We start from the raw sequence: 25,961 nt of genomic DNA, 5'->3' as shown, positions 1-25,961 counted from the left end.
GCTACTCCACCCCGATCAACAGCGCATCCCCGCGGTGACCGGTGTGATAAGTCACCAACTCGGCCGCCAGGTGCTCCTGGCGCACGTGCTCGGCCAGCGCGGCACCCACCTCCGCGTCGACACCCGCGCCGGTCAGGACCGTCACCAGTTCGCCCCCCGACGACAGCAGCAGATCGATCAGGCCGCTGGCGGCGCTGACCAGATCGTGGCCGACGATCAGCACCTCGTCACCGGCGATGCCCAGGCCGTCACCCGGACGGCACCGGCCGGCCCACGTCAACGCCGCCTCGGTCGCGATCCGCACCGATCCATGCCGGGCGGCCGCCGCGGCGCGCGCCATGGTGTAACCGTCGTCGACGGCCTGCCGGGTGGCATCGTGCACGGCCAGCGCCGCCAATCCCTGCACCATGGATCCCGCCGGTACCGGCACCACGTCCATGCCCCAGCTGATCGCGGTGGCGCAGCCGGCCACCAGTTCCTCGGCGGCGAGGAAACCGTTGGGCAGCACCATGATCTGTGCGGCGCCGGTGCCGACCAGCCCGGCGAGGAACTGCTGTGCGCTGACCGGTCCGTCGCCCGGCCGCAGCACATGCGCGCCCTCCCCGCCGAACAACTCCCCCGCGCCGTCGCCGTCGACGATCGCCAGCACGGCGCGGTCCCGGCTCCAGCCCCCGGACGGCCGGGCCCCGGCAGTCCCGATCAGCGCGGTGACCTGAATCCTGCTGACCGTGCCCAGATCCAGGGCGGCCTCGATCGCGGCACCGGCATCGTCGGCGTGCACATGCACGCTGTACTGGACACCCGCGATCGCGGCGGCGATGGCGACCGATTCACCGAGCCGTAGCAACCGGGCGCGCAACACCTCGACGTCGTCCGGATGGCAGTCGCCCAGCAGGTACATCACCTCGAATTGCGGTGGTGTGCCGTTGATTTCGTGATGGTCATGGTCGTGGTCGGCCCGCGGGTAGCCGGTCCCCGGCTGGTACTGAGGACGCGGCGTCGAGCCACCGGAGAGCGTCGCGGTCAGGGCGTCGAGCAGAACCAGCAGTCCGCGGCCGCCGGCGTCGACGACACCTGCTTCCGCGAGCACGTCGAGCTGATCGGGCGTGCGCTCGAGAGCCACCGCGGCGGCGTCCGAGACCGCGGCCGCCACGGTGGCGAGGTCGGTCACCCCGTTGTGGTTCTCCGCTTCCAGCGCAGCTGCCTGCAGCACCGACACGATGGTTCCGGGCACGGTCTGCCCGACCGATGCGACGGCCAGCACCTGGGCGTGATGGAGGGCCGCGGTGAACTCCGGGGCGGTGATCTCACCGCATTCTCTGGTCTCACCACGTTGCAACGCGGCCTCGGCGACCACGTCGGCCACGCCGCGCAGGATCTGCGACAGGATGACACCCGAGTTGCCCCGAGCGCCGTGCAACGCCCCGGCCGACAGCGCCGCCGACACCGCCACCACATCGTTGCCCGCCGCTTCCACGGCCTCGTCGGCCTGCGCGGCGGCCGCGCGCATGGTGAACAACATGTTGGTGCCGGTATCAGAATCGGCGACGGGATAGACGTTCAGCCGGTTGATCTCGTCGGTGTGGGCGATCAGGTGCAGGACCGCGGCGTGAGCCCAGTCACGCAGCGCGATCCCATCCAGCGGACGGGGTGTGCGACCCACGCCAGCTGACATGTGACCTCCATCGCGTCCGCCCGGGTTCGCCCCGATTCTCCAGTCGCCCGCCCGTACCCCTCGGTGCCCCGCCAGCCTAGCCACTGGCCCCGACAAATCTCCTGACCAACTCCCATGGAGCGCACGATGTCCGGCCGGCCACGGGACCCATTTTGGTGATCGTCGGGCCGCCCGGTATCCTGGTCAGGTTGTCTGTTCGCGCCGCATCACTGTGTGGCCGTCGGACTCAGACCCCCAAGTACTGATTTCGAGGAGTTCTTCATGGCCGCCGTGTGCGACATCTGCGGAAAGGGACCGGGCTTCGGCATGTCCGTCTCGCACTCCCACCGTCGGACCAACCGCCGCTGGGATCCGAACATCCAGACCGTGCGTGCCGTGGACCGTCCGGGTGGCAACCGCAAGCGCGTGAACGCCTGCACCTCCTGCCTCAAGGCCGGCAAGGTTACCCGCGGCTAGTTCCGGCTACCGCCGGGCGGATCGATTCCGCCGACAACTGAAGCTTTGCACCTGAGCGCTGCGCGTATCCCGCGCAGCGCTTTTGTGTGTCTTCAGGTGCGGGCCGCGGCCGCTCACCGCCGCCGAGCGGCCGCAAAATGCACACCAGAACCGGCGTGTCGGCGTACAAACACGGCCGCTCGCGGGAGGTAATCGCAGCGCTGGTCGCGGGACGAGGAAACAGCGCTCCGGGACTAGGGCAGGCGCCAGTCGATGGGCTCGGCGCCGAGGCGCGTCAGCAGCTCGTTGGCCCGGCTGAACGGCCGGGATCCGAAGAACCCGCGGGACGCCGACAACGGGGACGGGTGCACCGATTCGATGCTCGCACACCGGTCACCGGTGAGCATGGGCTTGAGCGTCTGCGCGTCCCGGCCCCACAACACCGCCACCAACGGCTGCGGCCGCGCGATCAGGGCCCTGATCGCGCATTCGGTGACGGCCTCCCAGCCCTTCCCACGGTGCGACGCGGGATTGCCCGGCCGGACCGTCAGCACCCTGTTCAGCATCATGACGCCCTGCTTGGACCACGGGCTCAGATCGCCGCAGCCGGGCTGTTCGAAGCCCAGGTCGGCGGTGTACTCGGTGAAGATGTTGGACAGGCTGCGCGGCAGCGGCCGCACGTCGGGTGCCACCGAGAAGCTCAGCCCTACGGCATGCCCCGGGGTCGGATAGGGGTCCTGCCCGACGATCAGCACCCGCACCTCGTCGAACGGGAAGGTGAAGGCGCGCAACACATTCTCCCCCGCCGGCAGATAGCCGTGGCCGGCCGCGTTCTCGGCGCGCAGGAATTCGCCCATCGCGGTGATCTGGGGGGCGACGGGTTCCAGGGCCACGGCCCAGCCGGGGTCGATCAGGTCGTGCAGGGGTCGGGCGGTCACGCCAGTACCTTACTGACCGAACGATTCCCAGCCGCCGGCTCCATGCCATGACGCACCGTCGATCGTCACACGTGATTCCCCGGGGCCAACGGTGCCGATGGCCCGCCACCCGTCCGGCAGCGCGCCGGCGAAGGTGCCGACCAGCACGTGGTCCTCACCGCCGCCGAGCACCCAGTCGCGCGCGTCGCCGCCGACCATCGCGGCCGCCGGCGCCAGCGTCGCCACGTCAGTGCCGAGCGCTGCCATCGACAGGTCGACGGCGACGCCGGAGGCCGCCGCGATGTGGCCGAGGTCGGCGACCAAGCCGTCGGACACGTCCGTCAGTGCGGTTGCGCCCGCCGCCCCGGCCGCCGCACCCTGTCCGTAATGGACGTGCGGCACCAAGTGCCGCCGGCGCAGCTCGTCGAATTCGTGGATACCGCCCCGCCACAAGGCATATCCCGCACCCGACCAGCCCAGGTCACCGACGACCGCGACGGTGTCCCCCGGTTGCGCACCGGAGAGCAGCACGGGCGGGCGGCCGGCCAAGTCGCCGAGTACGGTCACCGAGATCACCCATTGCGGCGCGGCCACCAGGTCGCCGCCGACGATTCCGGCACCGAATTTCGTTGCCTCCGACCACATTCCATCGGAGAGTCGCTGCGCATCCGCGGCCTCGGTGTGAACCGGCGCCCCGAAACCGACGACGAACGCGTAGGCCCGTCCGCCCATGGCCTCGATGTCCGCGGCATTCTGCGCGATTGCCTTGCGCCCCACGTCATGCGGCGTGGACCAGTCCAACCGGAAATGCCGCCCCTCGACCAGCATGTCGGTGGACACCACGACCCGGCCGTCGGCGACCGTCAGCAGTGCGGCATCGTCACCCGGGCCGACGACGACCTCGGCGGGTTGGGTACGGCGGGCGGTGATCCGCCCGATGACCGCGAACTCGCCGAGCCCCGCCAGGGTCTCTCCGGATTGAGCGCTGGTCATGGTGGTGGAGTCTATGCACGGTGGCCGCCGTCGGCCTCCCGGGGCGACGGGCGCTCTAGAGTTGCCGTCATGACCGAACCCGGCGACCACAGCGACCCGGCCGGCGATCCCGATGGCCCGCCCCGCGGCGCCATCATCGCGGCCATCGTCGTGGCGGTCGCCGCGATCGTCGGCCTGCTCGCGTATGCGGCGCTGCGTCAAGCACCTGAGGACAAGCCGGTTGCGATCCCGCTGGCGGGCGCGCCGGCGCCGCAGGCCGACAGCGACCAGTGCCGCGCACTGCTCGCCGCCCTGCCGGACACCATGGGTGACTTCCGCCGGGCTACGCTTGCCGACCCCGCTCCGCCCGGCGCCGCCGCATGGCTGGGGCCGACCGGTATCGACGCGGTGGTGCTGCGCTGCGGTGTCGAGCGCCCCGACAGCTTCGTCGTCGGCGCGCCGCTGCAGATGGTGAATGCGGTCTCGTGGTTCGAGTCCAGCGGCCCCTCGGCCAGCACTTGGTACGCCGTCGACCACGGTTCGCAGGCCACCTACGTGGCGCTGACACTGCCGCAGGGTTCCGGTCCGACGCCGATCCAGACCGTCTCCGAGCTCATCGAGAAGGTGATGCCGGCCCGTCCGCTGGACCCGGCACCGGCCCGCTAACGGAGGCCGGTCCCCCGCCCGAGTGCGGTGTCCACCATGACGCCCAGCAGCGTGGCGTAGTCGACACCGCTGGCCGCCCACATCTGCGGGTACATCGAGATGGTGGTGAAGCCGGGCATGGTGTTGATCTCGTTGATCACCGGCCCGTTCTCGGTCAGGAAGAAGTCGACGCGGGCCAGGCCCTGGCAGTCCAGCGCCTTGAACGCGCGGATGGCCAATTGCCTTATCTCGTCAGCGGTTTCGTCATCGACCTTGGCGGGCACGTCGAGCTCGGCGGCGTCCTCGAGGTACTTGGTGGCGAAGTCGTAGAACCCTGTGCCGACACTGCCCACGCGAATCTCACCGAGCGCGCTGGCCGCGACCCGGCCGTCCGGGTACTCCAGCACACCGCATTCCACTTCGCGGCCCGGCATCGCGGCTTCGACGATCACCTTCGGATCATGTTGGCGCGCATAGGCGATGGCCTGATCCAGCTCGTCCCACGAGGCGACGCGGCTCACCCCGATGGACGATCCGCCGCGGGCCGGCTTGACGAACACCGGCAGACCCAGCCGTTCCCGGTCGTCGAGGCTCAGCGTCGCGTCGCGCGGCCGCAGCACCACCTGGTCGCCGATCGGCAGACCATCGGCGGCCAGCAGCTTCTTGGTGAATTCCTTGTCCATGCCGGCCGCGCTGGCCAGCACGCCCGCGCCGACGTACGGCACGCCGGCCAGTTCCAGCAGGCCCTGGATGGTGCCGTCCTCGCCGTACGGACCGTGCAGCACCGGAAAGACGACATCGACGGCCGTCAGGACCTGCGCGACGCCGTCCTGCAGCGACAGCAGTTCACCGCGGCGGTTCGGATCGGCGGCCAGCGTCAGCGCGGTACCGGACGCCTCGGTGACGCCCGGCAGCTGTCCGTCGGTGATGGCGAGGCTCTCCGGGCGACCGTCGCCGAGCACCCAGGAGCCCTCCGGGGTGATGCCGACGGCGACGACCTCGTAACGGGCCGGATCCAGGTTGCGCAGGATGCTCCCGGCCGAAACACAGGAGATGGCGTGCTCCGAACTGCGTCCGCCGTAAACGACGGCGACCCGGGTACGGCCGGCGGCTGCTGAGGAATGAGGGGCAGTCACAAACTAGAGAGGCTAGCCCTCACCAACGTCGGTCGGCACGCCGGTGCCGCGGCGGTCACCATCACGGGTGCGCCTGACTACCCCAGCGCACCCGTGATGTCGGCCAGTAGGTCGTCGGTGTCCTCGATGCCGAGCGATATCCGCGCAAAGCCCGGCGCCACCGCATCGCCCCAGCGTGCGCGCCTGTCCACCGAGGTGTGGATGCCGCCGAAACTGGTCGCGGCGACCAGCAGCGCGCTGCCGTTCACCAGGTCGCGCACGGCGGCGGCGTCGGCCAGCTCGATCGCGATCAGGCCGCCGAAACGTCGCATCTGGTCCCGCGCGACGGGATGCGCCGGGTCGGTCGGCAGTCCGGGATAGCGCACGGCTCGCACGGCGGGGTGGGCGTCGAGCGTCACGGCCAGCGCGAGCGCATTGCCGCACTGTCGCTCGAACCGCAGACCGGCGGTGCCGAGGCTTCGCAGCGCCAGCCAGGCCTCGAAGTGCCCCAGGATCGCGCCGGCGAGCAGCCGGTCCCGTTCGATGGCGGCCATCAGCTCCCGGTGGCATCCGGCGACGTAGCCGGCCAGCAGATCGCTGTGCCCGGACAACCCCTTCGTGGCGCTGGCGACCACCAGGTCCGCGCCGAGCGACAGGGGCCGCTGGCCGAGCGGGGTCGCGGCGGTGTTGTCCACCACCAGGGTGGCGCCACGCGAGCGGCAGATCGTGGACAACCGGTGCAGGTCGACGACATCGAGCGTCGGGTTGACCGGAGATTCGGCGAGCACGACGTCGGCACCCACGGCCGCGTCGTACATCTGTGCGGCGGTCGCCTCGATGACCGTGACGCCGCGGGCCGCGAGATACTCGGCCGCGTACCGGCGTACCTGGTAGTAGCCGTCGGCCGGAACCACCAGAGTGGTCCCCGGGGTCGCCAGCACCCGCAGTGCGGACGAGATGGCGGCCATTCCGGACGAGAACGTCAGCGCCGACACTGCGCCTTCCAGTTCGGCCAGGGCCGATTCCAGTTGCCGCCAAGCCGGATTGGAGTTGCGGCCGTAAAAGTCCAGACCGTCGGATTCGTCATCGGACAGGTGATACGCCGCCACCGGAACCGGGGGCGGCGCGACCGGTAGCCCTGGAACCCGTTGCGATGCCGTCGCTTTGACGCTACGGGTGGAGTCGCCGAACTGGCCGTCCATCGCTCACTCCGGCTTGGTGCTGCGGCCGAGCACCAGCGCGAACGCCTGGTCCACCGATAAACCCTTGTGGCACACCCGGTTCACGGCGTCGGTCAGCGGCATCTCCACGTCGTAGCTCTCGGCCAGCGCCAGCACCGACTGGCAGGACGTGACGCCCTCGGCGACCTTGCCACTCGCCGCCGCCATCGCCGATTCCATGGTGCCGCCGCGGGCCAGACGCTCGCCGAAGCTGCGGTTGCGGGACTGCGGCGACGTGCAGGTGGCGACCAGATCGCCGACGCCGGCCAGCCCGGCCAGCGTTACGCCCTTGGCGCCGAGCGCGATTCCCAATCGCATGATCTCGGCCAGGCCGCGGGTGATGATCGCCGCGGCGGTGTTCTCACCGAAGCCGGCGCCCGCCGCCATCCCGCAGGCCAGTGCGATGACGTTCTTGCAGGCCCCGCCGACCTCGGCACCGATCACGTCGGCGTTGGTGTACGGCCTGAAGTAACCGGTGGCGAACGCGCGCTGCAACGCGACCGCGCGACCGGAGTCGGTGCACGCGATGACGGTGGCGGCGGGCTGCTCGTCGACCACCTCACTGGCCAGGTTGGGTCCGCTGAGCACGGCGACCCGGCTCGGATCGGCACCTGTCACCTGGACGATCACCTGGCTCATGCGCAACAGGCTGTTGAGTTCGATGCCCTTGGCCACGCTGACGAGCGTGGTGTCGCCACCGAGATGGCCGGTCCACGCGGTCAGATTGGTGCGCAGCGTCTGCGACGGCACGGCCAACAGCACCGTGCAGGCGCCCGTCAGCGCCTCGGCGGGGTCCGCCGTCGCCTTGACGGACGCCGGGAGTGCCCGGTCACCGAGGTATTTCGAGTTCCGGTGGGTCTCGTTGATCTCGCGCGCCACCTCCGCGCTGCGCGCCCACAACGTCACGTTGTTGCCCGCGTCCGCCAGGACTTTCGCCAGTGCCGTCCCCCACGCGCCGGCACCCATCACCGCTGCCTCCACCACGGCGTCAACAGTAGCCCCGCCGACGCTTTGGCAGTATGGCGGTCATGAGCGGTGACCCGAGTGTGGAAACGACCGGCGGTGCCGGCGGTCTCGGGTTGATCATCGCGGTGAAACGGCTGGCCGCGGCCAAGACGCGACTGGCCCCGGTTTTCGCCGGCGATCTGCGCGAGCAGGTGGTGCTGGCGATGCTCCTCGACACCATCACCGCGGCGCTGGCCGTGCCGGCCGTCGGCTCCGTGACCGTCGTCACCCCGGACGCCGACGCCGCCGCCGCCGTGCGCGAGCTCGGTGCCGACGTGCTGTTGGACCCCACTCCGGCCGGACACCCCGATCCGCTGAATCACGCGCTCGCCGCCACGGAGCGGGCGCTGCGGGACCGCGTGACGAACATCGCGGTGTTGCAAGGCGACCTGCCTGCGCTGCGCACCGTCGAACTGGCCGAGGCCATCGCCGGCGCCAGCCGCCATGCCCGCAGTTTCATCGCCGACCGGCACCGCACCGGCACCGCGGCACTCTTCGCGTTCGGCGCCCCGCTGGTACCCGAGTTCGGTGCCGATTCCGCACGGCGCCATGCCGATTCGGGTGCGGTCGAACTGTCGGGCGACTGGCCGGGGCTGCGCTGCGACATCGACACCCCGGACGATCTGGAGACGGCGCGCAGGATCGGCGTCGGCCCGGCCACGACCCGCATCGTCGGCGCAACTCGGTGATGGCGGCCCCGCGGTCCGATCAACGGCGTTCACCAACCATGTGGCCTGTGCCCTTCCGATAGGGAATGATCGTCTGGGTGACCGAAGCCGACACCCGATCAATGCAGTCCGAACGGGACTCAGTCAACGGCCCGCCGCCACGGGCGGCTATCGACTCCGACCCGGAACCGCTACCCGCGGCCACCGCGGATCCAACGGACGGCGCGTTACCCGATGACCGTTACCTCAACCGCGAGCTGAGCTGGCTGGACTTCAATGCCCGGGTGTTGGCGCTCGCTGCCGACCGCTCGCTGCCGCTGTTGGAGCAGGCCAAGTTCCTGGCGATCTTCGCGTCGAATCTCGATGAGTTCTACATGGTTCGGGTGGCCGGGCTGAAGCGCCGCGACGAGACCGGTCTGTCGGTCCGGTCGGCGGACGGCCTGTCGCCACGCGAACAGCTGCGCCGGATCGGTGAACGCACCCAGCAGATCTCGACCCGGCACGCCGCCGTGTTCGGAGAGGTGGTGCGGCCCGCGCTGGCCGAAGAGGGCATCACGATCGTCAACTGGAGCGAGCTCGACGAGCACGAGCAGTCCAAGCTGTCGACGTATTTCCACGACCAGGTGTTCCCGGTGCTGACGCCACTGGCCGTCGACCCCGCGCACCCGTTCCCGTTCGTCAGCGGCCTGAGCATCAACCTCGCCATCACCGTGCGGAATCCCGGCGACAGCACCCAGCACTTCGCCCGAATCAAGGTGCCGGACAACGTCGATCGGTTCGTGGAGCTGCCCGACCCGGGGACGACGGGGGACGGCGTGAAGTCCCGGGTGCGTTTCCTTCCGATGGAAGAGCTCATCGCGGCGTTCCTGCCGGTGCTGTTCCCTGGGCTGGAGATCGTCGAGCACCACGCGTTCCGGATCACCCGCAACGCCGACTTCGAAGTCGAAGAGGACCGCGACGAGGATCTGCTGCAGGCGCTGGAGCGTGAGTTGGCGCGCCGCCGGTTCGGCTCGCCGGTGCGACTCGAGGTCGCCACCGACATGACCGAGAACATGCTCGACCTGTTGCTGCGCGAGCTGGACGTGCACCCGGGCGACGTGATCGAAGTTCCTGGATTGCTGGATCTTTCGTCGCTGTGGCAGATCTACGGCGTGGACCGGCCCGACCTGAAGGACCGGCCGTTCGTGCCGGCCACTCCCCCGGCGTTCGGCGAACGCGAGACCCCGAAGAGCATCTTCTCGACGCTCCGCGACGGGGATGTACTGGTGCACCACCCGTACGACTCGTTCTCCACGACGGTGCAGCGTTTCATCGAGCAGGCCGCCGCCGATCCGAATGTGTTGGCCATCAAGCAGACCCTGTACCGCACCTCGGGCGACTCCCCGATCGTCAATGCTCTGATCGATGCCGCCGAGGCCGGCAAGCAGGTGGTGGCACTGGTGGAGATCAAGGCCCGGTTCGACGAGCAAGCCAACATCAAGTGGGCCCGCGCGCTGGAGCAGGCGGGCGTGCACGTGGTGTACGGGCTCATCGGGCTCAAGACTCACTGCAAGACGGCGCTGGTGGTGCGGCGCGAGGGCTCGACCATTCGCCGCTACTGCCACGTGGGTACGGGCAACTACAACCCGAAAACCGCGCGCCTGTACGAAGACGTGGGTCTGCTGACCGCCTCGCCGGAGATCGGCGCGGACCTTACCGATCTGTTCAACTCCTTGACCGGCTACTCACGCAAGGTGTCGTATCGCAACCTGCTCGTCGCCCCACACAGTGTGCGGCGCGGCATCATCGAGCGCATCGAACGCGAGATCGAGGCCAAGCGGGCCGGCGGCGACGGCCGTATCCGGATGAAGATGAACGCCCTGGTCGACGAGCAGGTCATCGACGCGCTGTACCGGGCGTCGCAGGCTGGGGTACGCGTCGAGGTCGTGGTGCGCGGTATCTGCGCGCTGCGGCCGGGCGAAGAAGGATTCTCCGAGAACATCGTGGTGCGCTCGATTCTCGGCCGCTTCCTTGAGCATTCACGCGTTATTCACTTCAACGCCATCAATGAATTCTGGATCGGCAGTGCCGACATGATGCATCGTAATCTCGACCGTCGCGTCGAGGTGATGGCACAGGTGAAGGACCCGAGACTGACCGAAGAACTGAGCGGGGTGTTCGATTCCGCGATGGATCCGGCCACCCGCTGCTGGGAGCTGGGTCCCGACGGGCACTGGACAGCGTTCCCACGGGAAGGCGAGAAGGTGCGGGATCACCAGGTGTCGATCATGGAGCGGCACCGGACACCGTAGTTTTCGCAGCCGACGCACCGCGAAAACCTGATCCCGACAACCACACCCAGGAGCACAGGTGCCGAACAAGACGGCGCACGACGCCCCCGCGACGCCGGTGTTCGCGGCCGGGGCGGTGTTGTGGCGCCCCGGTGAATCCGGCGATCCGCTGATCGCCGTCATCCACCGCCCGCGTTACAACGACTGGTCACTACCCAAGGGCAAAGTGGATCCCGGTGAGACCGAACCGGTTACCGCCGTGCGCGAAGTCTTGGAAGAAACCGGCTATGAGTCGGTACTGGGCCGCCGGCTGGCGTCCGTCACCTATCCCCTGGAGTACGGCACCAAGAAGGTCCGCTACTGGGCGGCCCGCACGACCGGTGGTGAGTTCAGCCCCAATGCCGAAGCGGACAAGCTCGATTGGCTACCGGTTGCCGACGCCATGCTCCGGCTGCAGTACCCCCATGATCGAAAGGTACTGCGGCGCTTCATCCGTCGACCTGCCGATACCCGCACGGTCCTGATCGTCCGGCACGCCACCGCGGGGCGCAAGAACCGGTACAAGGGCGACGATCGGCTGCGGCCGCTCGACAAGAAGGGCCGGGCACAAGCGGAATCGCTTGTCGGCCAACTGCTCGCCTTCGGCGCCAGCGACGTCTACGCGGCATCGCGGACCCGGTGCCACCAGACGATGGAACCGCTGGCACAGGAGCTCGGTGTCCAGATCCGGGACGAGCCCGCACTCACTGCAGAGGCCTATGCGGCGGATGCCGGTGCGGCACGGAAGCGGGTGGTGAAGATTGCCGCGAAAAGCGACGGCGAAACAGTCCCCGTCATCTGCACCCAGGGCGAGGTGATCCCGGACCTGATTTCTTGGTGGTGCGAACGCAGCGGCATCCGGCCCGACAAGTCGCGTAATCGCAAGGGCAGCATGTGGGTGCTGACATTCCACGGTGACGCGCTGATCGCCGCCGATCACCTCGGCAGCCCACTGCCGACGAAGCGCTAGGCCTCACACACAGACACGCCGTGGATCGGTTGATCCACGGCGTGTCCGAGTCGGACCTATCGGATAGGGCTTAGCGGCGGCCCTTCTTGGCGGGAGCGGCCTTCTTGGCCGGAGCGGCCTTCTTGGCCGGAGCGGCCTTCTTGGCCGGTGCAGCAGCCTTCTTGGCGGGAGCGGCCTTCTTGGCGGGAGCGGCCTTCTTGGCCGGTGCAGCAGCCTTCTTGGCCGGAGCAGCCTTCTTGGCCGGAGCCTTGGTGGCAGCGGCCTTCTTGGCGGGAGCGGCCTTCTTGGCCGGAGCGGCCTTCTTGGCCGGAGCAGCCTTCTTGGCCGGAGCCTTGGTGGCAGCAGCCTTCTTGGCCGGAGCGGCCTTCTTGGCGGGAGCGGCCTTCTTGGCAGCGCCGCGCTTGGCCGGAGCTGCGGTAGCGCCGCGCTTCACGGCGGGGCCGTCAGCCGAAAGGCGCTGCGCGCCAGCCACGACAGCCTTGAACTGAGCGCCCGGACGGAAAGCCGGAACCGACGTCGGCTTCACCTTGACGGTCTCACCGGTGCGCGGGTTGCGCGCGACGCGGGCGGCACGGCGACGCTGCTCGAAGACGCCGAAGCCGGTGATGGTGACGCTCTCGCCCTTGTGCACGGCGCGAACGATGGTGTCCACAATGTGCTCGACGGCCGCGGTGGCCTGACGACGATCGGTGCCCAACTTCTCTGTCAGGGCATCGATGAGTTCTGCTTTGTTCATCCAAAACCTCCGATTTCAGTGGCCCTGGGTGGACCGACTAATGCACACGGTAAACCCAGTACCCGCCGATTTCCAAGAGCCACGCCCAGTTTCGGGCATAGCTATGGCCGAATTCGGCAATCCGGTTGGCCCACTTGGGAGTGGTTCACAGGTTTTTCGAACCTGGTTGCGGGGGCAGGGATTCGAGCTGCGCCCGAGTGCCGAAATTGCTCCGCAGGCCCTCGGAAGGGACCTGCGGAGCACCTTGGTCAGGCCGGCAGAGTGCGCGGCTTGTAGCTCGGCCGGGCCGCCTCGAATGCTTCAATTTCCGGGAGTTTCCGCAGCGTAAGGCCTATATCGTCAAGACCTTCGAGCAGCCGCCATGCGGTGTAATCGTCAATCTTGAAGGGCAGCACGACCGTTCCCGCGGTCAAATTCCGATCTTGAAGATTCACAGTGATTTCCAGCCCCGGATTCTGCTCGATGAGCTTCCAGAGCAGTTCGACATCGTCCTGCGCGACCTCCGCGGCGAGCAATCCGGCCTTGCCAGAATTTCCGCGAAAAATATCTGCGAAGCGCGACGAGATGACGACCCGGAATCCGTAATCCATCAACGCCCACACCGCGTGTTCGCGTGATGAGCCGGTGCCGAAATCAGGGCCGGCGACCAGAACCGAGCCGCGATCGAACGGCGGGAGGTTGAGGATGAACGACGGATCGGTGCGCCATCCGGCGAACAGTCCGTCCTCGAAACCCGTTCGGGTGACCCGCTTCAGGTACACCGCGGGAATGATCTGGTCGGTGTCGACATTCGACCGGCGCAGCGGAACGCCGATTCCGGTGTGGGTGTGGAAAGCTTCCATGATGATGCGCTCCTAGCTCAGAACTGGGCTCAAGTCAGCGGGTGAGGACAGGGTTCCGCGCACCGCGGTGGCGGCGGCGACGGCAGGTGACACCAGGTGGGTGCGGCCGCCCTTGCCTTGGCGGCCTTCGAAATTCCGGTTGGATGTCGAGGCGCTGCGCTCCCCCGGAGCCAGCTGATCCGGGTTCATGCCCAGACACATCGAGCATCCCGCCTGCCGCCATTCGGCGCCGGCGGCGGTGAAAACCTCTCCCAGACCCTCTGATTCAGCCTGTGCGCGCACCGCCATCGAACCGGGCACCACCAGCATCCGTACGCCGTCGGCGATCTTGCGGCCACGCAGCACGTCTGCCACCACGCGCAGATCTTCGATGCGGCCGTTGGTGCAGGAACCGACGAACACGGTGTCCACCGCGATGTCCCGCATCGGCATATTGGCCCGAAGGTCCATGTAGGCCAACGCTTTTTCAGCGGCCTGGCGGTCGCCTTCATCGAACATCTGTTCTGGATCCGGCACATTCGCGGACAGCGGCACACCCTGTCCGGGGTTGGTACCCCAGGTGACGAACGGGCTCAAGCTGGCCGCGTCGAGGTACACCTCGGTGTCGAATTCGGCACCCTCGTCAGTACGTAACTGCGTCCAGGCCGCCACCGCGGCATCCCAATCCGCACCCTGCGGCGCGTGCGCGCGACCCTTGAGAAATTCGAACGTCGTCTCGTCAGGCGCCACCATGCCGGCGCGGGCACCGGCTTCGATGCTCATGTTGCAGATCGTCATGCGACCTTCCATCGACAGCGATTCGATGGCGCTGCCGCGGTATTCGATGACGTGGCCCTGTCCGCCGCCGGTACCGATCTTGGCGATCACGGCGAGGATGATGTCCTTTGCACTGACGCCGGGCGGCAATTCGCCGTCGACGTTGACCGCCATGGTCTTGAACGGCTTGAGCGGCAACGTCTGGGTGGCCAGCACATGCTCGACCTCGGACGTGCCGATGCCCATCGCGATCGCGCCGAAGGCGCCGTGTGTCGAGGTGTGGCTGTCACCACACACCACCGTCATGCCGGGCTGGGTGAGCCCCAGCTGCGGGCCGATGATGTGCACGATGCCCTGCTGCGCGTCACCCATCGGATGCAGACGGATGCCGAATTCAGCGCAGTTGCGGCGCAGCGTCTCAACCTGGGTGCGCGACACGGGATCCGCGATCGGCTTGTCGATGTCGATCGTCGGGACGTTGTGGTCCTCGGTGGCGATGGTGAGGTCCGGGCGATGCACCGGGCGACCCGCCAGGCGCAGACCGTCGAATGCCTGTGGGCTGGTGACCTCATGCACCAGATGCAGATCTATATAGATGAGATCGGGTTCGCGGGCAGCGCCTTCGCCGGCGCCCTCGACCACCACATGGTCCGCCCAGACCTTCTCCGCCATGGTGCGTGGCTTGTTCGTCATGACTGTGCAGTTCCTTCCGCGATACCCAGGGAGGCTGGCCTACCGTCTCACAATGCGAGACGCTAGTATCTCCCTGTGAGACAGGATAGCGGCATCGGCGTCCTCGACAAAGCGGTGGGTGTGCTGCATTCAGTGGCCGAGTCACCGTGCGGACTGGCCGAACTGTGCGCCCGCACCGGGCTGCCCCGGGCGACCGCCCACCGACTGGCCGCAGGCCTCGAGGTCCACCGACTTCTGGCCCGCGACAACGAAGGACGGTGGCGACTCGGCCCGGCATTGACCGAACTCGCGGGCCAGGTCAACGATCCACTGCTGAGCGCGGCGGGCGCGGTGCTCCCCCGGCTGCGGGAGATCACCGGCGAGAGCGTGCAGCTCTATCGCCGCGAAGGCATGGCGCGTGTCTGCGTCATGGCCCTCGAACCACCGTCCGGCTTGCGCGACACCGTGCCGGTCGGCAGCCGGCTGCCCATGACCGCCGGCTCCGGCGCCAAAGTCCTGCTGGCGTACAGCGATCCCGCGACCCAGCAGGCGGTGCTGCCGACGGCGAAGTTCACCGACCGGGTGCTGGCCGAGGTCCGCCGGCGGGGTTGGGCGCAGAGCGCGGCCGAACGCGAACCTGGTGTGGCCAGCGTCTCGGCACCCGTGCGGGACAACCGCGGCGCGGTGATCGCCGCGGTTTCGGTATCCGGGCCGATCGACCGGATGGGCCGCCGCCCCGGCGTGCGCTGGGCGAGCGATCTGCTGGCCGCCGCCGAAGCGCTCACCCGCCGCCTGTGACACAAACCAGCAAACCTTTGAATCCGCTGCATACGGTGACGACGGCGGCGCCGATCACCTAAGTTCCTAAGTGGCCCCGGCCGCGCCGGTACGTACCGCTGTAGGAAAGTAGGTTTCATCGTGTCGCAGCCACCGCAGTGGCTGGCAACCGCACGGATGCTGCGCCGCACGGGCTTCGGCACCACCGGAGCCCAGGTGGACGCCGTCGTCAAGCAGGACTGGTCGGCCTACCTCGACTGGGTGCTGAGCCTCGATCCGAACGCCGACCCGGGCGCCGTCGCGACCCCCATGCCGAAATCCGCGATCCCGCAGTACCCGCCGTCGGGTGCGTCGGCCACCGAGATCGCCAACTTCGGCCAGGAACTCGTGGCCCGCATGCAGGAGCTGTCGGGCTGGTGGTTGCGCCGCATGGCGGCGGTGCAACAGCCGATCCACGAGAAGCTGACCTTGCTGTGGCACAACCACTTTGCCACCTCGGCCGAGAAGGTCAACGCCGCGCAGCTGATGGGTGAGCAGAACGAGAAGCTGCGCACGCTCAAGCTCGGCGACTTCGGCAGCCTCGCGTGGGCCATGCTCACGGACGGGGCGATGCTGCACTGGCTGGACGGTGACGTCAACACCGCCGCCGCCCCCAACGAGAACCTGTCCCGGGAGTTCATGGAGCTTTTCACCATGGGACATGCCAACGGCTACACCGAGATCGACGTGAAAGAGGGCGCCAAGACCCTCACCGGGCGGCACCTGCGACCTGACGGCAGCACCGCCGTCTACGCCGAACATCACGACGAGTCCGTCAAGACTGTGCTCGGTGTCACCGGCAATCTCACCGACACCGACTTCTGCAACATCGTGCTGCGTCAGCCCGCGTCCGCCGCGTTCGTCGCCGGAACCCTCTGGCGCCTGCTGGCGTCGGACCAGCCGGCCTCCCCCGACACCGTGACCCGCCTGGTCGCCGCTTACGGCGCGAACCGAGATCTCAAGGCGCTGACCAAGGCCGTCGTGCTCGATCCCGAATTCACCAAGGCCTCCGGCACCCTCGTCAGCACGCCAGTGGAATGGTTGATGGGCATCGTCCGGTCGCTGGCGGTTCCGCTCGACGACGAGCACGTCCTCGCCGACCTCGACCAGGTACTGCGGGTCATGGGCCAGCGTCCGTTCTATCCGCCGGACGTCGGCGGCTGGCCCCGCGGGCAGCTCTGGTTGTCGACGAACAGCGCCGCGGCCCGGGTCTGGGCCGCGAACCGGCTACTGGCCCTCAGCGATATCAGCGCGGTCGAGAAGATGTCGTCCAGTGAGCGGATCGACGGCGTCGGTTACCTGTTCGGGATCGGCGCCTGGTCGGATCGCTCGGCGGCCGCGCTCAAACCGTTGGTCTCCGATCCACACCGGCTGGTGGCAGCGGCCGTCATCACCCCCGAATACGTGACGTCCTGAAGAGATCCCGATGCCCGAGTTCAATCGCCGCAAATTCTTGATCGCCAGCGCCGGGGCCGGCGCCGCCGGTCTGCTCGGCGGCGTCGCCGCGGTGACCCTGCCCGACCTACTCCGCGAGGGTCAGGACCGTCCGCTGCAAACCAACCAGGGCATCGTGGTGATCGTCACGCTCTACGGCGGCAATGACGGCCTCAACACCGTTATCCCCTACGCGGACAACGCCTATCACGACGCCCGGCCCGAGCTCGCCTACAAGCCCGAGGAAGTGCTCCACCTGGACCCGGCGTTCGGGCTCAACCCCGCGCTCACCGGGATGTCGAAGCTGTGGCAGTCCAACAAGCTCGCGATCGTGCGCGGCGTCGGCTACCCGAAGCCCGATCGCAGCCACTTCCGCTCCATGGACATCTGGCAGACCGCCAATCCCGTCGACGCGGTCACCAGCGGCTGGATCGGCCGCTGGCTGGACACCACCGGCGACGATCCGATCCGGGCCGTCAACATCGGCACCGTGCTCCCGCCTCTGGCTGTCGGCCAAAAGCACGTCGCGGCATCGCTTTCCGACTTTGTGCCGGCCATCCCGCCCGATGTCGCCCGGACCTTGGCCGCGCTCAGCACCGACGACCCGCACGACACCACCGCCATGAGCCAGGTGTGCGAGTCCTACCGGGCCAACCACTCCACCAACAGCCGCTTCGCGCCGGTGATCAACGGCCGCCTGCAGACCATCGGCCAGGCAGACAACCAGTTGGCCAGCGACCTCGAGCTGGTGGCCCGCTGCATCCGAGCCGGGGTGCCGACGCAGGTGTACATGACGCAGCTGCTGGGCTTCGATACGCACGCCGACGAGCGCGCTCCTCAGCAGGCGTTGCTCAAGACTCTCGACGACGCCCTGACGCCCTTCTTCCACAAGCTCCAAGGCTCGCCGTACGGCCGCAATGTCGTGGTGCTGATGTACTCCGAATTCGGGCGGCGGGTCGCGGCCAACGCCTCACAGGGCACCGACCACGGCACGTCGGGTCCGGTGTTCATCGCCGGCACTCCCGTCAAGGGCGGCTTCTACGGCGACGAGCCGAGCCTGACCGACCTTGCCGACGGCGATCTGAAGACCACCGTCGATTTCCGTGACGTTTATCACGAACTGCTGTCCCGCACCCTCGGCGCGGATCCGGAGCCGTCGGTCGGCCGCGGACGGCGGGATATCGGATTCCTGGCCGGCCGCAGTTAGTTACCCCGAGAAAGACAAAACGCCGGACCTGTTGTCAGGTCCGGCGTTCGTACGTACCCCCGATGGGATTCGAACCCACGCTACCGCCGTGAGAGGGCGGCGTCCTAGGCCGCTAGACGACGGGGGCCAGAACTTCCGGAGCGTCAGCTTAGCTCAAGTGAGCTTGCTGACCTAATCGCTCCGGCAGCTGGGGTACCAGGACTCGAACCTAGAATGAGGGAATCAGAATCCCTAGTGTTGCCAATTACACCATACCCCATTGAAAGCCAATAACCGCAGGTCAGAGGCCTTCTCGACCCAATCCGTGTCACCTTGGTTCCGTCTCCGGGACCTCGTTTTCACTTTTCGGGCCGACGAGCACATTACCAAACATTTGGGGGTGCTTTTTACACCCCCGCCCCAAGCGCCTCTCGCGCCGCGCGAATCCGGGCCAGACTGCGGTCGGCACCCAGGAGTTCCATCGACTCGAACAGCGGCGGACTGACGGCCGCGCCGGTGACCGCCACGCGGATGGGACCGAACGCTTTGCGCGGCTTGAGTTCCAGCCCGTCGAGCAACGCCGCCTTGAGCGCGGCCTCGATGTTGGCGGTGTTCCATTCACGGACATCCGCCAAGGCACTCAGCGTGGCGTCCAGGACCTCGGCAGCCTCGGGCTTGAGCTCCTTGGCCGCCGACTTCTCGTCGATCACGTACGCGTCGTCGTTGAAGAACTTCACAAGGTCCCACGCGTCGCCGAGGACGACGATGCGGGTCTGGATCAACTCGGCCGCCGCGGCGAAACCCTTGTCGTCCAACGTGGTGTCGTGACCGTGCTGCTTCAGGAACGCGTCGAGTCGTTGCGCGAAATCCGCAGGCGCGAGTCGGCGGATGTGCTCGGCGTTGATGGCGTCGGCCTTCTTCTGGTCGAAGCGCGCCGGGTTCGAGTTGACGTTGGCCACATCGAAGGCGACCACCATCTCGTCGAGGCTGAAGATGTCGTTGTCGTCGGCGATGCCCCAGCCCAGCAATGCCAGATAGTTCAGCAGGCCCTCGGGGATGAATCCGCGATCGCGGTGCAGGAACAGGTTGGACTGCGGGTCGCGCTTGGACAGCTTCTTGTTGCCGTCGCCGAGAACGCTTGGCAGGTGGGCGAACTGGGGCACCGCGTCAGCGACACCGATGCGGATCAGCGCCTGGTACAGCGCGATCTGCCGCGGCGTCGACGGCAGCAAATCCTCTCCGCGCAGCACGTGGGTGATCTTCATCAGCGCGTCGTCGACCGGATTGACCAACGTGTACAACGGATCTCCGCTCGCGCGGGTGATCGCGAAGTCCGGGACCACACCGGCGGCGAACGTCGTCTCGCCACGCACCAGGTCAACCCACGTGATGTCCGCGTCGGGCATCTTGAGGCGCAGCACCGGCTTTCGGCCCTCGGCCTCGAAGGCGGCCTTCTGCTCGGCGGTGAGGTTGCGGTCGTAGTTGTCGTAACCCAGCTTGGGGTTGCGACCGGCCGCGAGATGCCGGGCCTCGACCTCTTCGGGCGTCGAATAGGCCTCGTAAACCTCGCCTGCGGCAAGCAGTTTCGCGATCACGTCCCGGTAGAGGTCACTGCGCTGCGACTGCCGGTACGGCTCGTAGGGGCCGCCGACCTCGGGGCCTTCATCCCAGTTCAGCCCGAGCCAGCGCAGCGCGTCGAGGATCGCGTTGTAGCTCTCCTCGCTGTCGCGTGCGGCGTCGGTGTCCTCGATCCGGAAGACGAAGTCGCCGCCCGTGTGTCGCGCGTAGGCCCAGTTGAAGAGCGCGGTGCGGACCAGACCGACGTGCGGGGTGCCGGTCGGTGACGGACAGAAGCGAACGCGGACAGGTGTCGTCACGTTATTTTCCTTTACGTACAACGGGATTGGAGAGGGTACCGATGCCCTCGACGGTGACGCTGACGGTGTCGCCGTCCTCGATCGGGCCGACCCCCTCAGGGGTTCCGGTGAGGATGATGTCGCCGGGCAGCAGTGTCATGACGGCCGAGACCCATTCGACGATGGCGCCGACGTCGTGCAGCAGCAGCGCGGTGTTGCTGTCCTGACGCTTCTCACCGTTCACCTCGGTCCGGATGTCGAGGTCTGCGGGGTCGACGGCGGTCTCGATCCAGGGTCCGACCGGGCAGAACGTGTCGTGTCCCTTGGCCCGCATCCACTGGCCGTCCTTCTTCTGCTGATCACGTGCCGAAACATCGTTGGCGATGGTGTAGCCGAGGATGTAGTCCTTGGCCTTGGCGGCCGGGATGTCCTTGCCCGGCCGTTCGATGACCACTGCCAGTTCGCCCTCGTGATGCACCGGGTTGGCGTCGGCGGGCAGCTGGATCGGGATGTTCGGCCCGATGATCGCGGTGTTGGGCTTGAGGAAGATCACCGGATCCTCGGGCGGCTCGCTACCCATCTCACGGGCGTGCGCCGCATAGTTCTTGCCCATGCAGACCACCTTGCTGGCCAGGATCGGCGCCAGCAGCCGGACGTCGGCCAGCGGCCACGAGCGTCCGGTGAAGGTGGGGTTGCGGGACAGGTACTGCTCGGCGATTTCTTTGCAGACCGCATCGGAGTTCGGGTCGCCCTCGATCACGACAAAAGCGACACCGTCTGGACTGGCAATTCGACCTAGACGCATCCGTCCAGCCTAATGAGGGCCCCTGGTCAGCCCGCGAACTGGGCTTGAAGGAACGGAGTGGAGTCCGCCATCGAGGTCAGCACGGTGCTGGAGTGGTCATCCTCGGGATAGACGTACAGCGCCACATCCTGGCCGTTGGCTTTCAGCTGATCGGCGAACTTCAGCGTCGACGACGGCGGCACGTCACGGTCCTTGAGGCCCACGCCCAGGAAGATCGGCCGGTCGTAGCCGGTGATCGGCGTGCCCATGAAGTCGGCCAGCGCGCGGCGCATATCCGGTAGCGACGCAAGCGCGGCGGAGAAGAACTCCGGCGGCGTGATTCCTGCCAGTGCGGCACTCAGAGGTGCGGTGCACAATGTCTCGGCCTGGCCGGCACCGGTCAGGCCGGCCGGCGTGAGCACACTGTTGACGTCCGGACGAAGCTCTCGGAACCCAGCGAGGATGTAAGCGGTATAGGCCGATGCAATGGGCCCCAGCCCCGGCGGCAGCACCATGTCGGGACCTGCTGTGATGACGACGTCGTCGATGTTGGCCGGCGTGCCGGTCGCGACGACGCCGCGGTAGTCCAGGCCCGTCCCCTTGCTGAAGTCGGTGGCCCAGCGCGCGCTCGCGACCGCCGCCGCGCCGCCCTGGGACTGACCGACCAGTGCCCATTTCGGTGACAGCGGCAGGTCCATCTGGTGCGCGGCGATCACCGAGTCGATGATGGCGTGCGCGGTCGCGACGCTGTTGAGGTAGCTCATCAGGCCAGGGGTACCGAGTCCCGTGTAGTCGGAACCGACGACGACGTAACCCTCACTCAGCCAGTGGCTCAGGTACTCGTTGTCACGTGCGCTACGCGGCTGCGCCGAGGGCGTGCAGTCGTCGCCGAGGCCGACGGTGCCGTGCGCCCAGGCGATGACGGGCCACCCGCCCTGGGGCGCTTGACCTTTGGGCACGAAGACCACTCCGGTGCTCACCGCGGGCGAATTGTGTTGGTCGGTGGTCGAATACAGGATTCGGTAGGCGCGTGCCGCACCGGCGACCGACAAGGCCGGATCGAGCGGGACGGTCCGGAGGAGCGCGCCCGGCGGCGGTACCGGGTTCCAGAATGCCCGGGCGTCCAGCCCTGACCAATTGGGCGCGGCTGCCCACGCTGTGGGCATCGGTGCCGTCACCAGCGCCAAGCCGACGGCGAAGGCCGCCGTGAGCCGAGAGAGATTCGCCCGCTGAGCCATACCCAGGACTGTAGCCATCTCATATCATGAGAATTGGATTCATATCTTGAGAAGTGCGGTGGCACCATGAAGCCATGGTCACCAACGTCTCAGTCGCCCGCCGCTGGTCGATGCTGGTGATCGCCCTCGGCTCGACGATGTGCGCCAACGTGTTCATCAACGGGGCCGCCTTCCTGATCCCGACGCTGCACGGCGAACGCGGACTCGACCTGTCGCGCGCCGGCCTCGTCTCCGCCATGCCGAGCTTCGGCATGGTCCTGACGCTGATCGCGTGGGGCTGGGTGGTCGACCGGGTCGGTGAACGATTCGTGCTCACAGCCGGCGCGCTCCTGACGTCGATTGCGGCGTTCGCCGCGGCCTGGGCCGACACGTTGGTGGCCGTGGGAGCCTTCCTGCTGCTGGGCGGCATGGCAGCCGCCAGTTCCAACTCCGCCAGCGGTCGGTTGGTGGTCGGCTGGTTCCCGCCGGAGCAACGCGGTTTGGTGATGGGCATCCGCCAGACGGCACAGCCACTGGGGGTTGGACTGGGCGCCTTGGTGATTCCGCGACTGGCCGAGTCGTCAGGTGTGTCCGCGGCGCTGTTGTTCCCCGCCATCGCCTGTCTGGTGGCTGCCGTCGTGACCGTCGTGGGCGTCATCGATCCGCCCCGGCCGCCCCGATCCTCCGCCCCCGCAACCGATCTGGCCAATCCGTACCGCGGATCGTCGGTGCTGGCGCGTATCCATGCCGTGTCGGTGCTGCTGGTCGTGCCGCAGTGTCTGGTGTGGACCTTCTCGCTGGTGTGGCTGATGACATCGCACGGCTGGTCGGCCGGCGCGGCAGGCACCATGGTGACAGTGGCCCAATTATGCGGTGCCGCAGGGCGAATCGGCGCCGGACGGTGGTCGGATCTGACCGGCTCGCGACTGCATCCGGTGCGGGTGATCGCCGTCTTGGCCGGCGTCACGATGGGGCTGCTGGCACTGTGCGACTACCTGCACTGGCCGGTGGCCGTTTTCGTGATGGTGGTGGCATCGGTGGTGACCGTGACCGATAACGGGTTGTCCTTCACCGCGATTGCCGAAATCGCCGGCCCGTTCTGGAGCGGTCGGGCGTTGGGTATGCAGAACACGACGCAGCTGTTGACGGCAGGCATCGTGCCGCCGGCGTTCGGCGCCTTGATCGGAGTCTTCGGATTCCCGGCCGCGTTCGCGGTGTGCGCACTGTTCCCGGTGCTGGCCGTACCCCTGGTGCCGGTCGCCGCAGACCCGTTGCGCGCCAAGCCCGTTCCCGCTCCGTCGCCGAACTGACCGGGCCCGGACAGCGCGGCGGGGCATCGTCAGCGCAGCCTTCGGGCGCAAACGTATCCGGAACGCGATATCGCCGTTGACATCACGTACCGGATACGGGTCATCCAACCGAAACCGACGGCAGAGGTTTATCCCGCCGGGCACATGGGCGGCGGGCACGTGGCACCCCGCGGCGCGGGCGCCGGACGCGGCGCCGGAGCAGGCGGCGCCTCGTGCACCGGGGGCGGCGGAGCCTGCCGGACCGGAGCCGGGGCTTCGCGCACGGGGGCTTCGGACGCCGTGGGTTCAGGCACCGCCGCACGCTTCACGGGCGGCCGTGACACCGATTGCTGTGGGGCGTGTCTCACCGGGTTCGCCGGCGGCCCTGAAACCGGTTTCGGTGGAACAGGATTGGCCTGGGGTGTTTCCGCGGCGTGGCTCGGCGGGGCTGCTTCCGGCGCCGGCCGTGTCAGCGCTTTCGGCTCGGCCGACGGTGAGACAGCACCATTCGGTGGCACGATCGCATCCGGTGCGTCTACCTTCGGCACGGGCACCATCGCGCTCGGCGAGGCGCTCGGCCCAGGCCCATGCACCCGATCATCCGATGCCGCGCTCGGCTTTTCTTGCGACTTGGCCGGCGCGGGCGGCGGCACCGCGGCCAGCTTGGGCGCGGTGAACCCGGCCGGCACCTTCGATGGCGGTGCCGTCGGCACCGATGCCGTCAACGCCGGTGGCGCCGCCGGTGTCGAGTGGTCGGCCACCGCACTGGCGGAGTGCAGTCCCGGTGTCGACGGCGCCTGCATCCCGGCATCTGTAGTGGTCGAGTCGAGGACTTTGGTGACATCCCGGGCCGGCTTGTCCGAGAGGTCTTTCAGCAGACGACCCGAGGTGCTCGTCGCTTTGTCATTCGAGATGAACTGTGCCAGTGAGACATTGAGATTCACCACCGGAGACGACACATGGGCGGTCACATCCGTTATCGAGTGCGTGGCACTGACGGCAGTGGCCGGCGGCGCCCAATCACGGTTCCGCGGGTCGTGCCAGTCCCGGTTCATGTTCCAGTTCTGGTACTGATTCGGGTTGAATCCATGGGCCTGATCCCATTGCGTGCGTCCGTACACCGGATCGTCGTGCCGGAACTTCCACTGGTAGTACTGCACGTAGGGGTGGTGGTCGTTGTACCAAGCCTGGTTGCGCGGGTCCCCGGGATGGTCACGGCGCTGGCCCCATTCGTTGCAGCCGCCCCGATCCCAGCCGTCGCGGTCATAACCCGACCAGTTGTAGCCCGCCCAGTTGTAACCCCAGCGGTCGTAACCCCACCGGTCGTAGCCCCAGCGGTCGTAACCCCACCGGTCGAAACCGAGGAAGTCGTACCCGTACTGGTTGTAGCCACCGAGGTCGTAGTTGTACCAATTGTCGGAGTTGTAGCCGTAGAGCTGCCCCCAAGACGGGTCGTAGTAGCCGAGGTCCTGCAGATTCGGTGTCGCCGGAGGATCGACGGGCGGCGACCAATCGGCCGCCGGGGCGGCGGGCACATCGGGTGGCGGCGGCACGAAAGTGTCGGACATCTGGTCGATGGGAGCCGAGCCATCGGCTGAGTCCTGGTATCCCCACGTGGGCGCGGAAGCGCTCATCAAGGCCACGTCGGGTGCCTGAGGTGCGCTGCCCGGATCTACCGCCTGAGGCTCGGCGGCCGGTGCCGGCAACGCCGGCAGCTGCTGGGCCGAATCGGGTGTGTCCTGCAGAAGCTGTTGGGTCAGCTGCAAATAGAGGTTCTGCAGGCTGGTCCGTTGAGCTGAGGGTGACAGGTAGTCCAAACCCTGCTTGGCTTCGTTGAGTGATGTGCGCGCGGCCGTCAGCTGATCGGGCGTCGGCTGTTGCCCACTGCCGAGGATGCCCTGTGCCGCCTTCAGATCGTTGACGATTGCGGTCAGCGCGACCTCCTGCGCATGCCCGGGAAACGCCGTCTTGTCGACGCCCCAGAGGATGCCGCCCGGTGCTGCTTCGTACGACGCGCCCAGCACACCCGCCACGAGCACTACCGCCACACCAGCGGCCACGGCCGCCTTTCGCCGGTGGGTCCGTGGAATGAGCCTGCGCCACCGCGATGTGGGTGCAGGGGGCGGAACAACGTGAATGGGCGGGGAACTGAAAGTCGTCATGTCGACCTCCTCAACTACGACGGGTGGCCGTCGTCGCGGCGCTCCCGACCCGCGCGATTCCGGATACAAGTACCCGCTGGTTCCGGCCGGCATTCAGGCCCACCAGAACTACTGAGCACAACTAAAGGCTACGCAGTCTCCGCACTCCTGCCAGGCCATGAACGGCATTCTCATCAACCCATAGCCCGCACATAGCGACGCACAGAAAGCCCTGACTGCCAGTCACTTTCAGCGCATCCGTCACAGTAGTTCCCGTCACAGACGCAGCCGAATCTGGCCG

General features: G+C 67.8%; 22 protein-coding genes and 2 tRNA genes. 9 read left to right on the top strand and 15 right to left on the bottom strand.

Annotated elements, in window-relative coordinates:
• Position 1: 1 nt before the first annotated feature.
• The gene (locus tag ACWW1C_RS10355; protein ID WP_455983346.1) at positions 2-1,675 is read right to left on the bottom strand and encodes a DAK2 domain-containing protein; all 1,674 of its coding nucleotides are present in this window, start codon (positions 1,673-1,675) and stop codon (positions 2-4) included.
• Between the two features lie 261 nt (positions 1,676-1,936).
• On the opposite strand from ACWW1C_RS10355, the gene rpmB reads away from it, so the two are divergent.
• Positions 1,937-2,131, top strand: coding sequence for a 50S ribosomal protein L28 (gene rpmB, locus ACWW1C_RS10350; protein ID WP_029105766.1), 195 nt, complete (start codon positions 1,937-1,939; stop codon positions 2,129-2,131).
• Between the two features lie 233 nt (positions 2,132-2,364).
• Here rpmB and ACWW1C_RS10345 read toward each other — a convergent pair whose 3' ends face one another.
• Together ACWW1C_RS10345 and ACWW1C_RS10340 are read right to left on the bottom strand one after the other, a co-directional pair.
• Complete coding sequence (locus ACWW1C_RS10345; protein ID WP_455983345.1) at positions 2,365-3,048, bottom strand: uracil-DNA glycosylase; 684 nt, start codon at positions 3,046-3,048, stop codon at positions 2,365-2,367.
• Between the two features lie 9 nt (positions 3,049-3,057).
• Positions 3,058-4,020 (bottom strand): thiamine-phosphate kinase, encoded by a 963-nt coding sequence (locus ACWW1C_RS10340; protein ID WP_455983344.1) that lies wholly within the window; start codon positions 4,018-4,020, stop codon positions 3,058-3,060.
• Between the two features lie 69 nt (positions 4,021-4,089).
• Here ACWW1C_RS10340 and ACWW1C_RS10335 point away from each other — a divergent pair, with 69 nt between their 5' ends.
• A complete protein-coding gene (locus ACWW1C_RS10335) occupies positions 4,090-4,665 on the top strand; it encodes a DUF3515 domain-containing protein (RefSeq protein WP_455983343.1) in 576 nt (191 codons plus the stop codon).
• On the opposite strand, the gene ACWW1C_RS10330 is transcribed toward ACWW1C_RS10335, so the two are convergent.
• The 3 genes from ACWW1C_RS10330 to ACWW1C_RS10320 form a co-directional block, all read right to left on the bottom strand.
• Positions 4,662-5,780: a D-alanine--D-alanine ligase family protein gene (locus tag ACWW1C_RS10330; RefSeq protein WP_455983342.1), complete on the bottom strand. Its 1,119-nt coding sequence runs from the start codon at positions 5,778-5,780 to the stop codon at positions 4,662-4,664. The two genes, ACWW1C_RS10335 and ACWW1C_RS10330, sit on opposite strands and share 4 nt — an antisense overlap.
• Positions 5,781-5,857: 77 nt before the next feature.
• Complete coding sequence (locus ACWW1C_RS10325; protein ID WP_455983341.1) at positions 5,858-6,961, bottom strand: cystathionine gamma-lyase; 1,104 nt, start codon at positions 6,959-6,961, stop codon at positions 5,858-5,860.
• Between the two features lie 3 nt (positions 6,962-6,964).
• Positions 6,965-7,945 carry an NAD(P)H-dependent glycerol-3-phosphate dehydrogenase gene (locus tag ACWW1C_RS10320; protein WP_455984223.1) on the bottom strand — a complete coding sequence of 327 codons (981 nt, stop codon included), beginning with the start codon at positions 7,943-7,945 and terminating at the stop codon, positions 6,965-6,967.
• Positions 7,946-8,007: 62 nt separating this feature from the next.
• On the opposite strand from ACWW1C_RS10320, the gene cofC reads away from it, so the two are divergent.
• From cofC to mutT1, 3 genes are all read left to right on the top strand, one after another.
• Positions 8,008-8,673, top strand: a complete 666-nt coding sequence (cofC, locus tag ACWW1C_RS10315; RefSeq protein WP_455983340.1) for a 2-phospho-L-lactate guanylyltransferase — start codon at positions 8,008-8,010, stop codon at positions 8,671-8,673.
• Positions 8,674-8,750: 77 nt separating this feature from the next.
• Entirely contained in the window at positions 8,751-10,943 is a 2,193-nt protein-coding gene (locus ACWW1C_RS10310; RefSeq protein WP_455983339.1) for an RNA degradosome polyphosphate kinase, read from the top strand.
• Between the two features lie 58 nt (positions 10,944-11,001).
• Positions 11,002-11,931 carry an 8-oxo-(d)GTP phosphatase MutT1 gene (gene mutT1, locus ACWW1C_RS10305; protein ID WP_455983338.1) on the top strand — a complete coding sequence of 310 codons (930 nt, stop codon included), beginning with the start codon at positions 11,002-11,004 and terminating at the stop codon, positions 11,929-11,931.
• A gap of 70 nt (positions 11,932-12,001) precedes the next feature.
• Here mutT1 and ACWW1C_RS10300 read toward each other — a convergent pair whose 3' ends face one another.
• From ACWW1C_RS10300 to leuC, 3 genes are all read right to left on the bottom strand, one after another.
• Positions 12,002-12,667 (bottom strand): HU family DNA-binding protein, encoded by a 666-nt coding sequence (locus ACWW1C_RS10300; protein ID WP_455983337.1) that lies wholly within the window; start codon positions 12,665-12,667, stop codon positions 12,002-12,004.
• Between the two features lie 248 nt (positions 12,668-12,915).
• Positions 12,916-13,509, bottom strand: a complete 594-nt coding sequence (gene leuD / locus ACWW1C_RS10295) for a 3-isopropylmalate dehydratase small subunit (protein WP_455983336.1) — start codon at positions 13,507-13,509, stop codon at positions 12,916-12,918.
• Positions 13,510-13,521: 12 nt separating this feature from the next.
• On the bottom strand, positions 13,522-14,958 hold the full coding sequence (gene leuC, locus ACWW1C_RS10290; protein ID WP_455983335.1) for a 3-isopropylmalate dehydratase large subunit: 1,437 nt from the start codon (positions 14,956-14,958) through the stop codon (positions 13,522-13,524).
• A gap of 75 nt (positions 14,959-15,033) precedes the next feature.
• Between leuC and ACWW1C_RS10285 the strand changes: the two genes are divergently transcribed.
• The 3 genes from ACWW1C_RS10285 to ACWW1C_RS10275 all read left to right on the top strand — a co-directional run bounded on the left by ACWW1C_RS10285 (position 15,034) and on the right by ACWW1C_RS10275 (position 18,394).
• Positions 15,034-15,735 (top strand): IclR family transcriptional regulator, encoded by a 702-nt coding sequence (locus ACWW1C_RS10285; RefSeq protein ID WP_267316889.1) that lies wholly within the window; start codon positions 15,034-15,036, stop codon positions 15,733-15,735.
• A 120-nt stretch (positions 15,736-15,855) separates the two neighbouring features.
• Positions 15,856-17,169 (top strand): DUF1800 domain-containing protein, encoded by a 1,314-nt coding sequence (locus tag ACWW1C_RS10280; protein ID WP_455983334.1) that lies wholly within the window; start codon positions 15,856-15,858, stop codon positions 17,167-17,169.
• A 10-nt stretch (positions 17,170-17,179) separates the two neighbouring features.
• The gene (locus ACWW1C_RS10275) at positions 17,180-18,394 is read left to right on the top strand and encodes a DUF1501 domain-containing protein (protein ID WP_455983333.1); all 1,215 of its coding nucleotides are present in this window, start codon (positions 17,180-17,182) and stop codon (positions 18,392-18,394) included.
• Between the two features lie 54 nt (positions 18,395-18,448).
• On the opposite strand, the gene ACWW1C_RS10270 is transcribed toward ACWW1C_RS10275, so the two are convergent.
• From ACWW1C_RS10270 to ACWW1C_RS10250, 5 genes are all read right to left on the bottom strand, one after another.
• Positions 18,449-18,521, bottom strand: a tRNA-Glu gene (locus ACWW1C_RS10270).
• Between the two features lie 60 nt (positions 18,522-18,581).
• Positions 18,582-18,653, bottom strand: a tRNA-Gln gene (locus ACWW1C_RS10265).
• A gap of 127 nt (positions 18,654-18,780) precedes the next feature.
• Positions 18,781-20,250 (bottom strand): glutamate--tRNA ligase, encoded by a 1,470-nt coding sequence (gene gltX / locus ACWW1C_RS10260; RefSeq protein ID WP_455983332.1) that lies wholly within the window; start codon positions 20,248-20,250, stop codon positions 18,781-18,783.
• Position 20,251: 1 nt separating this feature from the next.
• Complete coding sequence (locus tag ACWW1C_RS10255) at positions 20,252-21,034, bottom strand: fumarylacetoacetate hydrolase family protein (RefSeq protein ID WP_455983331.1); 783 nt, start codon at positions 21,032-21,034, stop codon at positions 20,252-20,254.
• A 26-nt stretch (positions 21,035-21,060) separates the two neighbouring features.
• Positions 21,061-22,251 carry a prolyl oligopeptidase family serine peptidase gene (locus ACWW1C_RS10250; protein ID WP_455983330.1) on the bottom strand — a complete coding sequence of 397 codons (1,191 nt, stop codon included), beginning with the start codon at positions 22,249-22,251 and terminating at the stop codon, positions 21,061-21,063.
• Positions 22,252-22,325: 74 nt separating this feature from the next.
• Here ACWW1C_RS10250 and ACWW1C_RS10245 point away from each other — a divergent pair, with 74 nt between their 5' ends.
• The gene (locus ACWW1C_RS10245) at positions 22,326-23,540 is read left to right on the top strand and encodes an MFS transporter (protein WP_455983329.1); all 1,215 of its coding nucleotides are present in this window, start codon (positions 22,326-22,328) and stop codon (positions 23,538-23,540) included.
• 128 nt (positions 23,541-23,668) lie between these two features.
• On the opposite strand, the gene ACWW1C_RS10240 is transcribed toward ACWW1C_RS10245, so the two are convergent.
• Positions 23,669-25,681 carry a hypothetical protein gene (locus tag ACWW1C_RS10240; RefSeq protein WP_455983328.1) on the bottom strand — a complete coding sequence of 671 codons (2,013 nt, stop codon included), beginning with the start codon at positions 25,679-25,681 and terminating at the stop codon, positions 23,669-23,671.
• Between the last annotated feature and the right edge of the window lie 280 nt (positions 25,682-25,961).

Source organism: Mycobacterium sp. HM-7 (genome assembly GCF_053852335.1).
This window is presented reverse-complemented; position numbering and strand designations above follow the sequence as displayed.